12 protein-coding genes are annotated in these 12201 nt (G+C 69.8%); 2 read left to right on the top strand and 10 right to left on the bottom strand.

Going from position 1 to position 12201, the window contains the following annotated elements; all coding sequences use genetic code 11:
* Nucleotides 1-341: 341 nt before the first annotated feature.
* Both VFL28_03690 and VFL28_03685 read left to right on the top strand, forming a co-directional pair.
* Nucleotides 342-1229, top strand: coding sequence for a serine hydrolase (locus tag VFL28_03690; GenBank protein HET7263746.1), 888 nt, complete (start codon nt 342-344; stop codon nt 1227-1229).
* A gap of 37 nt (nt 1230-1266) precedes the next feature.
* A complete protein-coding gene (locus VFL28_03685; protein ID HET7263745.1) occupies nt 1267-2463 on the top strand; it encodes an MFS transporter in 1197 nt (398 codons plus the stop codon).
* A 10-nt stretch (nt 2464-2473) separates the two neighbouring features.
* Here VFL28_03685 and VFL28_03680 read toward each other — a convergent pair whose 3' ends face one another.
* From VFL28_03680 to VFL28_03635, 10 genes are all read right to left on the bottom strand, one after another.
* Nucleotides 2474-2983, bottom strand: coding sequence for a YbaK/EbsC family protein (locus VFL28_03680; GenBank protein ID HET7263744.1), 510 nt, complete (start codon nt 2981-2983; stop codon nt 2474-2476).
* Nucleotides 2980-3534, bottom strand: a complete 555-nt coding sequence (locus tag VFL28_03675) for a cytochrome c (protein ID HET7263743.1) — start codon at nt 3532-3534, stop codon at nt 2980-2982. The genes VFL28_03680 and VFL28_03675 overlap by 4 nt, the downstream gene beginning before the upstream one ends.
* 112 nt (nt 3535-3646) lie before the next feature.
* Nucleotides 3647-4306, bottom strand: a complete 660-nt coding sequence (locus tag VFL28_03670; protein ID HET7263742.1) for a TlpA disulfide reductase family protein — start codon at nt 4304-4306, stop codon at nt 3647-3649.
* Between the two features lie 37 nt (nt 4307-4343).
* Nucleotides 4344-5804, bottom strand: a complete 1461-nt coding sequence (gene proS / locus VFL28_03665; protein ID HET7263741.1) for a proline--tRNA ligase — start codon at nt 5802-5804, stop codon at nt 4344-4346.
* Between the two features lie 88 nt (nt 5805-5892).
* Nucleotides 5893-6330 (bottom strand): large conductance mechanosensitive channel protein MscL, encoded by a 438-nt coding sequence (gene mscL, locus VFL28_03660; GenBank protein HET7263740.1) that lies wholly within the window; start codon nt 6328-6330, stop codon nt 5893-5895.
* A gap of 83 nt (nt 6331-6413) precedes the next feature.
* The gene (locus VFL28_03655; GenBank protein HET7263739.1) at nt 6414-7274 is read right to left on the bottom strand and encodes a sulfurtransferase; all 861 of its coding nucleotides are present in this window, start codon (nt 7272-7274) and stop codon (nt 6414-6416) included.
* Between the two features lie 566 nt (nt 7275-7840).
* On the bottom strand, nt 7841-8869 hold the full coding sequence (locus VFL28_03650; GenBank protein ID HET7263738.1) for a thiamine pyrophosphate-dependent enzyme: 1029 nt from the start codon (nt 8867-8869) through the stop codon (nt 7841-7843).
* An 18-nt stretch (nt 8870-8887) separates the two neighbouring features.
* Nucleotides 8888-10120 carry a pyruvate ferredoxin oxidoreductase gene (locus VFL28_03645; GenBank protein ID HET7263737.1) on the bottom strand — a complete coding sequence of 411 codons (1233 nt, stop codon included), beginning with the start codon at nt 10118-10120 and terminating at the stop codon, nt 8888-8890.
* Nucleotides 10120-11310, bottom strand: a complete 1191-nt coding sequence (locus VFL28_03640; GenBank protein HET7263736.1) for a 4Fe-4S dicluster-binding protein — start codon at nt 11308-11310, stop codon at nt 10120-10122. Before VFL28_03640 ends, VFL28_03645 begins: the two co-directional genes overlap by 1 nt.
* A gap of 56 nt (nt 11311-11366) precedes the next feature.
* Entirely contained in the window at nt 11367-12128 is a 762-nt protein-coding gene (locus tag VFL28_03635) for a FadR/GntR family transcriptional regulator (GenBank protein HET7263735.1), read from the bottom strand.
* Nucleotides 12129-12201 lie beyond the last annotated feature (73 nt).

The following is a 12201-nucleotide window of genomic DNA, read 5'->3' as shown; positions in this document are numbered from 1 at the left end:
CGCCGATCGGGAATTGCCGGGCGCGCCTCGCGGCGCGAGATCCCCGGCTCACCCTGCCCCGAAGGTCCGTGGCGTGTTCTCTTCAGTTGTGTAGACACTATAGCACGCGCGAAAGCCCGCGGGCAACCGGCGGCGGGCGGGAGCGCGGCCCGGCGGAGACGAAGCACGCGCGTATGACGACGCCCCGACGCACGCGAACCTCCGCACGGCGCACGTCGAAGACCCGCACGCCGCGATCGCGCGCGGCGCGAACACACGCACCACGACCCGCCGCGCGGGGATCTCGCGCCGCGACGGAGAGCGCGGGGGCGAAGCGCGCCGGCGCGCTCGGGCCGGACGGATTGCTGGCCCGCGTTCGCCGCATCGCCGGTCGACTCGACGGCACGATGGGCGTGTACGTTCATCACCTCACGCGCGGCGATACGGTGGCGCTCGAGGCGGACCGGCCCTTCCAGATGGCCAGCGTGTTCAAGGTACCGCTCCTCGCCGAGCTGATGTCGCAGGCGGTGGCCGGCCGGCGGTCGCTCGACGAACAGATCGCCGTGACCGACGACATGAAGGCGCCCGGCTCCGGCGTGCTCAAGGAGCTGTCCGGCGGCACGCGGCTCACGGTCCGCGATCTCGCGGTGCTGATGATCATCGTCAGCGACAACACCGCGACCGACATTCTGCTCGACCTCATCGGCGCGGACGCCGTCAACGCGCGGCTCGCGGCCTGCGGGTTGCGCCGCACCGTCGTGACGATGGGCTGCCGCGGCCTGCTCCGCGACCTCGTCGGACTCGGAGACGCGCCGGACACGTCGGAGACCCGCCGGCTCGCCGCGGAGCGCCTCCGCCTCCGGCAGCTGGATTGGAACGCGCGCGTCTACCACGACGCGCGCGCGAACATGACCACGCCGCGCGAGATGGGACGCCTGATCGAGCTGATCGTGCGGCCGGTCCTCGGGAACGGGACCGACGGGCCGATCCCGCGCGAGGCGTGCCGCCTCATGCTCGACATCATGCGCCGCCAGCAGGTACGCGACCGGCTGCCGCTGCTGCTGCCGCCGGGGATCGAAATGGCGCACAAGACGGGGTCGCTCACGCGCGTCAGCAACGACGCCGGCGTGCTGTACACCGCCGCCGGGCCGTGCGTGGTGAGCGTCTTCACCCGCGACCTGGCGGACGATCTCAAGGGACGACTGGCGATCGCGGAGGTAGGCCGCGCCGTCTACGACGCCTACGCCTGACCGGACGTCCGCCGCGCGCGGCGGCAACGTCGGCGTGATGGGCGAACCGCTGCGGACCGCCGCCGCCGCGGGGTGGGGCGTGCTCTTCATCGCCAACGCGCAGCGGATCGACGTCGTCCCGTTCTTCAACGACCTCCGGGCCGCCTACCACGTGGACTACGCCGGGGTCGGGGGACTCCTCTCCGCCTACCTCCTCGGCTACGTGCTCGCGCAGATCCCCGCGGGCCTCGCCGCGGACAACGTGCCGGCGCGCCGGGTCACGGTGGCCGGACTTGCCTGCATGACGCTCACCTCGGCGCTCTTCGCGCTGACCGGCCGGTACGCGGCCGCGCTCGTGCTGCGGTTCCTGATGGGCCTCAGCGCGGCGGCGCTCTACTCTTCGACGGTCAAGCTGATGCTGGGCGTGGCGCGAAACCGCGGCGCCGCCATGGGCGTCCTCCAATCCGGCGCGGGCGCCGGCATGGTGGCGGGGCTGTTCTTGATGCCGCTCGTGAGCGGATGGGCCGGCGTCCCCGCGGCGTTTCTGGCGCTCGCGGCCGCAACGGCCGCCGTTCTCGCCGGCGGCGCCCTGTGGCTCCCGCCCGGCGCGCCGCGCGGCCCGGGGGGAGAGCCCGCGCTGCGTCAGATCGCGGGCATCGCGGGACGGCGGACGTTCCTCGCCCTGTCCGGCTCCGTGTTTCTCGCGCTCTTCAGCGCCTACGGCATCACCGCATGGCTGCCCACCTATCTCGCCAACGTCTTCGGGTTCAACCGTACGGCGGCGGGCGGCCTCGCCGCGGTCGTCAACGTAGCGCTTCTCGCCGCGTCGCCCCTCGCGGGCAACGTCTCGGACCGCCTCGGCGCGCGCGCCCCGGTCATCCTGGCGGGCTTCGGGGTGCTGGTGGCGTCCTTTGCGCTGCTCGCCGGCGTCCGCACGGCGCCGGGTGTCGCCGCGAGCGCGGTGCTGGCGGGAACCGGCCTGGCGTTGACGCTACCGGTCCTCACGACGCTCACGACGGAGTTGTTCGGCATCCACCGCGCCGGCGTGGCCGTCTCACTCAACCTCGCCGTCGGCCAGGTCGCCTCGACGATCTCCGGCGTGCTGTTCGGCTACGTGCTGGACGCGACGCACAGCTTCACGCCGGTCTGGCTGCTCGGCCTCGGCATCGCGGCGGCGGGGTTCGCGCCGGCGGTGGCGCTGCGGCGCGAAGAGCGCGCACACGCGGCGGCCGCCGGCGCCGCGGCTCCGTCGTGACGGCGGGGAATTACTCGGCGATGTCGCCGACGGTGCCCGCGGTGACGCGGACCAGCGCGGAAGGCTCGATCGGAAAGACGGCGTGGGGGGTGCCCGCCGCGGCGTACACGACGTCGTACGCGAGCAGCGCCGCGTCCACGTAGACCGGGAGGGCGGTGCGGTGTCCGACCGGCGGCACGCCGCCGATGCTGAAGCCGGTCGCCTCGCGGGTCGCGTCGGCGGTGGCCTTTTCGACGCGCGCAGCCCCGGCCAGCCGCGCCACCTTGGCGGTGTCGACGCGGTTGGCGCCCGACGCGAGCACGAGCACCGGCCGTCCGTCCGCGAGGAAAGTCAGGGACTTCACGATCTGTCCGATCGACGTCCCGACGGCGCGCGCGGCGTCCCGCGCTGTGCGCGTGCTCTCCGCGAACTCGACGACCCTCGCCTCGACGCCGGCGGCCGCGAGCGCGGCCCGCACACGCGCCACCGCGTCGGACCGGACCTGCTCACCCGGCGTTCCGGCGCGGTCGAGGGCCGTCACTTCGACGGGGCTGAAAACGTGTGCTCGTAGAGAATGATCAGCCAGCGCTGCTGCTCGTCGAGCGCGCCTTCCCACGGCGGCATCGCGGAGCCGACGTCTTTGAACGGCGCCACGGTGCCGCCGACCGACAGCCGCCAGAACCAGTAGCCGTCGGGCAGCTTCTGGTGGATGGGCGTCTGGAAATCGGCCGGCTTCGGGTTGAGCGAGGCGGCGGCGGGTCCGTCGCCGGCCCCGTTCGCGCCGTGGCAGGGCGCGCAGTTGGCGTTGAACAGCTCCTTGCCCTTCGCCAGGTTGTCCGGCGACGGCGGCAGCGGGTTCTTCATCGAGGCAAACTGCGCCGGCGGCGTCGGGCGCGCGGCGTTGATGTCCTTGGGATAGTTGCTGTTGGCGACGACGGCGGGCCCTTCCCACGGTTTGGCGGTGCCCGCGGCGGTGGGGCCGCCCGGCGCCTGCGCCGGGCGTTCGCGCATCGACTGGATCTGCCGCCCCGTGCACCCAGTCAAGCCGGCACACAAGAGCAACAGCGCCCCCGCCAGCGAGCGCGAAGACATCCCTCACCCCCGATCGTCACGCGAGGATTGGCACACGAAAGTCGTGCGCGGGTTTCCGGGACACGATCTTAGACGGCGGCGCAGGACTTCCCTGCGCTCGGCGACGGCCGTGCTAGCGGCGACCGGCCGCGAGCAGGGCTTCGAGCCGCTGCGTGAGCGTTTTCTCACCGTCCGCGCCGACGAAACCGCCGAGCTGCCGGGCGCGGATCATCCCCGACGCGTCGACGAAGACCGTCGTCGGGAGGCCGATCACGCCGTAGGCGCGCGGCAACCGGTCGTCCGGCACCGTGACGATCGGGTAATCGACGCCGTACTCGTTCAGGAACCGGCGCGCCTCACCGGGCGTATCGTCGACGTCCAATCCGACGACCATCACGCCGCGGGCCGCGTAGGCGTGCCACGCTTTGACGAGCAGCGGCATCTCGGCCCGGCACGGGGCGCACCACGATCCCCAGAAATTGACGACGACCGGGTGGCCGCGCAGCGCGGACAACACAAGACGCGACCCCGCCGCAGGGACGGCGGCCGCCGGACCGGTGGACGGCGAGGACGGCGGCGCGCCGCGGGACAGCACGGTCAGCGCAAACGCGGGGGCCGGAACGGGTTTCACCTCGCCGGCCGAACCCGGCGGAATCAGGCCCGGCGGAACGGGGCTGCCGGGCTCGCCGATGACGGCGCCCGGCGTGCCGCGCAGCGAGCGCGTGTGCGGCGGCGCCACCCACAACACGGCGGCGCCGGCCGCCGCGGCCGCCGCGATCGCGAGCAGCACCACAAAGCGGCGGCCCGCTCGGCGCGGCGTGCCCGCGGTCTCAGTAGGCGCGGGCGAAGTAGACGACATCTTTGCCCGCGGCGCCGCAGGCGATGCACGGTCCGCCCGCGCGCTCCTCGGTGATGACGCGCGGCGATGCCCCGCTGGCCTTGCGGATCGACTGCTCGCACGCGGCCGAGCCGCACCACACCGCGCGCACAAACCCGCGCCGGGCGGCGACCGCCTCGACCAGCTCGGCTAGCGACGAAGCCGGGACGATGTGGGCGTCGAGGTAGGCCCGGGCCTGATCGAAGAGCGCGCGCTGGACCTCCGCGAGCGCGGCGGGCACCGCCCGGTCGAGCCCGTCGAGCGGCGCCGTCCGCTTCGCGCCCCCGGCGCGCGGCGCGAGCACCACCTGCTGCTGCGCCAGATCGCGCGGCCCGATCTCGACCCGCAGCGGCACGCCGCGCATCTCCCAGTCATTGTACTTCCAGCCGGGCGTGACTTCCGTGCGGTCGTCGAGCCGCACGCGCGCGGTCGCGCTCAGCCGCTTCGTGAGGTCGCGCGCCGCGGCCAGCACGTCGTCGCGCTTCGGTCCGGTCAGGATCGGCACGACGACCGCCTGAAACGGTGCGAGCGCGGGCGGCACCACCAGGCCGCGGTCGTCGCCGTGGACCATGATCATTCCGCCGAAGATCCGCCAGCTCACCCCCCACGAGGTGGTGTAGGCGTGCTTTTCGACGTTGTCGCTGTCGAGGAACTTGATGTCGAACGCCCGCGCGAAGTTCTGGCCGAGGTTGTGGGAGGTGCCCGACTGCAGCGCCTGTCCGTCGGGCATCAGCGCCTCGATCGTGTACGAGCGCTCCGCGCCAGGAAACTTTTCGCTCTCGGGCTTGCGCCCCGAGAGCACGGGGATCGCCGCGTCGGTTTCGGCGAAGTCGCGGTAGACCTCCAGCATCTGGCGCGCCTCGGCCTCCGCTTCGTCCGCGGTCCGGTGCGCGGTGTGCCCCTCCTGCCAGAGGAACTCCATCGTACGCAGGAACGGCCGCGTCGCCTTCTCCCAGCGCACCACGTTGCACCACTGGTTGATCAGCACGGGCAGGTCGCGGTAGGAGCGGATCCATCGCGCGTACATGTGCCCGATCACGGTCTCGGACGTCGGACGGACTGCGAGCGGCTCGCTCAACTCCTCCCCGCCGCCGCGGGTGACCCACGCGACCTCGGGCGCGAACCCTTCGACGTGCTTCGCCTCGCGCTCGAGGAAGCTGCGCGGGATGAACAGTGGAAAGTACGCGTTGACGTGGCCCGTGGCCTTGAACCGGCGATCGAGACCCTGCTGAATCTGCTCCCAAATCGCGTAGCCGTAGGGCCGGACCACGATGCAGCCGCGGACCGGCGAGTAGTCCGCCAGCTCGGCCTTGAGCACGACGGCGGTGTACCAGTCGGAAAAGTGCTCGGCCTTCGAGGGAATCTCTTTGACGAACTCACGCTCATCCTCGGGACGAGCGGCCGGCCGCGACATCACGGCGCCTCCGCGTAAGCAATAACGAAGCCTCCACGTCCCCCGGGGACGGGGAGGCCTCTGGAACACGGCGATTCTAGCACGCGCGTCAGGCGGGCTGCAACTCCGAAGTGCAGTAGGCGCAGCGCCGCGCCTTCACCGGGATCTGCGACAGACAGTACGGACACTCGCGGGTTGCCGGCGCGGCGGCGGGCGGCGCCGGATGCAGGCGGTTGATCGACCGCACCAGCAGGAAGATCACCGCCGCGACGATCACAAAATCCGCGACGGTGTTGATGAAGACGCCGTAGTTGATCGTCGGAGCGCCGGCGGCCTTTGCCGCAGCGAGCGACGGGTACGGCCCGCCGCGCAGCGCGATGAACAGATTGGCGAAGTCGATGCCCTTGAGCGCGAGACCGACCGGCGGCATGATGATATCGTTGACCAGCGACGTAACGACCCGGCCGAACGCCACGCCGACGATGAAGCCGACCGCCATGTCTACCACGTTGCCCCGCATCAGGAACTCGCGAAACTCCTTGAGCACCGTAGGCCCTCCTCGTTTGTGATAACGCGGCGGGGGCGGCCTTCGCCGCCCCCGCCCCCCATCCCTCGATCGCCCGGGCTCCCCTACCGCTTCACGGACTCCGAGGCCGGCTTCTCGATCGGCGCCCCGACGAGGCTGCCCCACTCGGTCCACGAGCCGTCGTAGTTCCGGACGTTGGGGTACCCGAGCAGGTACTTCAACGTGAACCACGTGAGCGACGAGCGCTCGCCGATCCGGCAATAGGCGATCACCGGCTTATCCGGCGTGACGCCCTTCCCCTCGTAGAGCTTCTTCAGTTCGTCCGGCGACTTGAACGTCCCATCGTCGCGCACGTTCTGCCCCCACGGGATGCTCTGGGCGCTCGGGATGTGGCCGCCGCGCTGCGCGCCCTCCTGCGGGTAGGCCGGCATCGCGATCAACTCGCCGCTGTACTCCTGCGGCGAGCGCACGTCTACGAGCGCGGACTTGCCGATCGCGGCCAGCACCTGGTCGCGGAACGCCCGGATGCTCTGATCGGCCGGCTTGGCACGGTACCGGGCCTTGGGATGCGCGGGCACTTCGGTCGTGAGCTCCCGGCCTTCCGCGATCCATCTCGCCCGGCCGCCGTTCAACACGCGCAGCCTGTCCGCGCCGTACATCGTGAACAGCCAGAACGTATACGTCGCGAACCAGTTGTTCTTGTCGCCGTACAGCACCAGCGTCGTGCCGTTGCCGACCCCGTGCCCGCCGAGCAGCGCCTCGACCTGCCCCTGATCGATCCAGTCCCGGCGGACCGGATCTTGTAACTGCGACTGCCAGTTGAAGTGCACCGCCCCCGGGATGTGGCCCTGCCCGTAGAGCGTCGTATCCTCGGAGATCTCGGCGATTCGGACGGCCGGATCGTCAAGGTGCTCCGCGAGCCAGCCGGTCTCCACCAGCACGTCCTGCGCGTAGCCGTGTGGCATCGATTCATTCCTCCTTGGGAAATCGCAGGTTTCCGCACGGGCGCCGGCGCGCGTGACCTCGACGCCGGACGAACCCGCCGCCCCGGCAACGTAGGCGCGGAGACCGGACCGTCAGGGTACCTTCGAAAACCGCCGAGCGAGGGACAGACGGGGGATCGTCGGTCCCGGCGAAGGCTAGTCCGGCCTCCGCTCAGGACAGATACATTGACGAGGAACGTACGCCGATCGCACGCGTGTCATGGTCACCTAGTACCTAGCAACCGATCGGACGCCTGTCAAGGCAACAGCGGGCGTGCGTCCCGCCGCCCCGCTTGCGCCGCCCCTCCGTCTCCGGACCAGGCCGCGTCCCCCCGGAGCGTCAAAGGGCTCCCGTCGAGCCGGAAGAAACTCTTGGTCCCCCCGGACGTCGCGCGGAAGCCCTTCGAACACGGCGATCATGCGGTCACGTCGTGGTTGCCGCATCACGCACTATTCAGTTGTGGGGGCCGGACCGTTCTCCAGTTTCGTGGCCCCTCGGCGCCACGGCGGTCCACACCCGCGGCCTCCCGCCTTGCGGCGGCGAGACATCAGGCGGGCGGCTTGTCGTTCAACACCTCGGTCGCAAACGGCAGCACGCCCGGCACGAGCCACTTCGTCCACATGTCGTCGATTTTGGCCTGGAAGTAGTCGAGGTCGTCTTCGGTGAAGTGCGCGAACCGGCCCTGCTTGAGGAGGTAATCTCGCACCGGCAACCGCTTCTGGCGCCCCTCGACGATCGCCTTGCTCTTGCCGTAGAGCTTGAGCACGTGATTCTCGACTTCGAACAGCGGCCACACGCCCGACAGCACGGCGAGCTCGCCGAGCTCGTGCGAGAGCATCGGATCGTAGTCCCAGCCTTTCGGGCAGGGGTCCAGCGAATGGATGAACGTGGGCCCGCCGATGCTGAGCGCCTTGCGGATACGGTTCATGAAGTCGACGGCGTACGACGCGTCGACCGTGCCGACGTACTTACACTCGGGATGCCCCGCCGCCAGCATCGCGGCCATGTTCTTCTTCCAGCGCTTGTGGAGAATCCGCTTTGCCTTGCCGGGCGGCGAGAACGTCGTGTGCGCGCCGTACGGGGTGCTGCCGGAGGCCTGAATGTCGGTGTTGGCGTACGACTCGTTGTCGTACAGGAGAATCAGGTGATTGTAGTCGACGTGCTGCAGCGCCGCGGAGATCGCGGACAGCCCCATGTCCGCCCCGCCGCCGTCGCCGCAGAACGAGATGATGTTGATCGGCTCCTTCTTGATCCGGCCCTTGCGCATCAGCGCGGTGTAGCCGGCCGCGGTGCCGACCGCCGCGGAGCCGGACGAGCCGAGCTGCGTGTGCATCCACGGCACGACCCAGGGCGTGCTGTAGTAGGTCGTGTTTGCGACGTACATGCAGCCCGTGCTGCCGAGGACGACCGTGCGCGGTCCCGCGGCCTTCACCATCAGCTTCATCACGAGTGCCGACTCGCATCCCTGGCACGTGCGGTGGCCGGAGGTGAAGTACTCCTCGAGCGGCGCGCGCTTGACGCCCTTGATCGGCTCCAGCACCGGAATGGGCATCGCCGTGAGTTCAGGACTGTCCATTGCTCGTCCCCTCCCTGGTTAGGCCCGCACGCCGATCCACAGCGTGTCGTTGGGCGCGCGGCCGGCTTCGGCCGCCTTGCGCGTGTGCTCGAACATCTCCCGGATGCCGGGAATCGTGACCTCCCGGCCGCCGAGCCCGGTGATGAAGCTCACCACCGGCGGGTGCTTCGGCTGGTTGTACAGCGCGGCGCGGACCTCGTTCGCGACGACGCCGCTGTTGAAGGGCGAGCCCATCGAGAAGTCCCGGTCCGCGACGCCGATCGCGGCGAACCGCGAGAGCAGCGCCCCGAACCGCTCGTAGTCGAACGGCCGGAACCACCGGATGCGCACGAACCCGACCTTCTCGCCTTTCTCGCGCATCTTGCGGACCGCGACCTTCACCGGCATCGAGAGCGTGCCCATGCCGACGAGCACGATCTCGGCGTCGTCGGTCATGTACTCCTCGAAGAACGGATTGCCGTAGCCGCGATGGAAGATCCGCTCAAAGTCACGGTAGGCCTCCTCGACCACCGTGCGCGCGTTGCGCATCGCCGCGTCGGTCTGGCGGCGGATCTCCATCAGCCAGTCTTCGTTGACCTGCGGGGCGATCGTGATCGGGTTGTCGGGATGGAACCGGAGGTCCCGGCGGTCATACTTGGGGAGGAACTCGTCCACCCACGCCTTCGGCGGGATCTTGACCAGCGACTGCGAGTGGGTGAGGAACGCTCCGTCCGTGCTGATGGCGCACGGCAGAAAGACCCGCCGGTCCTCCGCGACGCGGTAGGCGATCAGCGTAGTGTCGAGCGCCTCCTGCGCGGTGTCGACCCAGATGTGCATCCACCCGAGGTCGCGGGCGGCCAGCGCGTCGTTGTGCTCGGTGCCGAAGGCGCCCGGGTCGTCGAGCGCGCGGTTGCCGACCATCGCCAGCATCGGCAGCCGCAGTGCTGGCGTGACCGCGATCGCCTCGAACGCGTAGCACCAGCCGACGCCGCTCGAGCCGCACAACGTGCGGGCGCCGGTGACGTTGGCGTGCTTGGCGATCTCGAACTGGCTGTGCTCGCTCTCGGCGACGATGTACTCGGCGTCCTGTTCGCCGTTGGCGATCTGCTTCGCCACGAACTGCATCATCGTATCGTACGGCCGGATCGGGTAGGCCGTGACGACGTCGACGTCCGCGAGTTTGGAGGCGACGGCGACGGCCTCGCTCCCGCTGATCAGCGCCTCCTGCTCGGCAACCGCGGTGCGGGTGGCGGTTGCGCTATCCGCGTCCACTATTCCTCACCTCCGGACAGCCCGGCCCGGCCCGCGCCCGGGCCCTCCGCCTGGGCGAGTTCCTGCTGGTACTGGCCCTTGTACCGGAACCCGTGCGACCGCTCGGGCCGGTCCTGGATCTTGCTCTGCACCCACTTCGCGTACGTCTTCTTGTCGGTCTTGTACGCTTCCCACTGGCTCTTGTTGTCCGCGAAGGCCTGCTCGTTGACCATCGTGATGCAGTCGTCGACGGGACAGACCGCCTCGCAGACGCCGCAGCCGCAACACGCCTCGGCGTTGAGGTCGTACGTCTGGTCGGGCGTCACGTCGAAGCAGGAGTCGGGGCACTGCAGCCAGCACAGCGTGCACTTGATGCACTTGTCGAAGTCGACGACCGGGCGCATGGTGCGCGTGGAGTACTTTTTGAAGTACGGGTTGCGCGCCGGGCGGTAGCCGCCGACTTGGTCGCCGAACTTGATCGGCTCGCCGAGGGTCATGCTGTCGATCGTCACGCCCTCGCGCATCTTCGTCCAGCCGGGTAGATCGAACTTGTACGGCACCTCGGGGTTGCCCCGGCCGGCCGGCACGGTCTGCCCCTCGATCGACTCGTAGGCGCGCCGGGCCGACGCGACCTTGAGATCGTCCTTCCACTCTTCCTTCACCGCGGCCAGCATCGCGTCGACGCTGACGAGCTCGGGGCACAGCTTCGGCAGCGAGCCGAGCACCCGCACGTCGGTGTGGTCGTCCTTGTAGACCCAGAGGCCGGAGAAGCTCGGGAGCGCCGGCAGCACGGCCACGCGGTAGGGCGTCTTCCTGGTGTGGCAGAACTTGACGATCTGGTCCGCCGGCAGCGTCGAGGTCACAATCAGCACGCCGTTCTCGCGCACTTTCTCGTTGATCGGCTGCAGACCGTACCAGGCCCACGACTCGACGCCCTTGCAGAGCATGTCGTCGAGGTTGATCGTGATGTCGGTCTCGGCCGGCTCGTACTGCGCCATGCTGAGCTGCAGCTCTTCCTCGTCCGGAGAGACGATCGCGAAGTTCTTCGCGGGGATGCCGTTACGCTGCGGCGAGTCGCCGTAGCGGCCGAAGGCGATCCCGATCTTGCCTTCCTTGCGTGCCGCGAGCACGATGCCGCGGCAGATGTTCTTGGCGAGGTTGGTCTGGAAGATACCCCGGTAGACCACCTCGACCGAAATCGTCCGAGCCATCCCTGTCTCCTCCATCCTTCGGTTACGAGCCCGCGGCATGCGCGGGCGTCGCCCGTCTACCCGCGCGAACCGGCTGTCGATTCCGCCTGACGTCTGTCCGGAAACAGTGTGCCTTCGATCTCGTCGATGTGCCGGCGCATCTGCTGCGCCGCCGCCTCGGGGTCGCGCCGTTTGATCGCGTCGAGAATCCGGCGGTGGCCTTGGAGCGACTTCTCCGCGCGGCCGGGACCCTGCAACGAACGGACCCGGCTGTCGCGCAGCAGATCCATCAGGGTGTCGATGGTGCGCAAGACAACCTGGTTCTTGGCGGCGGCGGCGATCCGATAGTGGAACTCGCTGTCGTCCTCGAGAGCGATTTCCCCGGCGCGGATGCGCCGGGTCTGGCGCTCGACGATCTGCTCGAGCGCGTGTACGTCCTCGTCCGTCGCGCGAAAGGCCGCGGCGCGCGCAAGGGGTGGTTCCAGCATCTTGCGCATGTCAAAGAGGTCCGCGACCTGGTCCTTGCCGGCGCTCACCGCGTCCGCGAGCGGCCGCACGATCCGGTCGATCGGAATCTCACGCACGACCGTGCCGTCGCCGTGGCGCGGCTCGACGAGCCCCTGCATTTCGAGGACACGGATCGCGTCGCGGACGGAACTACGGCTAACGCCGAAGATCTCGGCGAGCTCACGTTCGGGAGGAAGTTTGTCGCCGGGCTTGAGACGGCCCTCGGCGATCAGGCGATGAATTTGCGCCGCGACCTCGGCATAGACCTTGGTCTTCCGGACCGGGCCGAGATCGGCTTGAATGGATGACACCGTGCCGGACGCGATCGACACCGCCCCCTGCACCGAGCCCTAACACTGGCCCGGTGGTCAGACCACTGCTGCTGGCCCCAGTATGCCCGACTGG

Source organism: bacterium (assembly GCA_035691305.1).
GTDB lineage: Bacteria > Sysuimicrobiota > Sysuimicrobiia > Sysuimicrobiales > Segetimicrobiaceae > DASSJF01.
The sequence above is the reverse complement of the archived record's forward strand: the minus strand, read 5'-3'. Positions and strand labels throughout refer to the sequence as shown.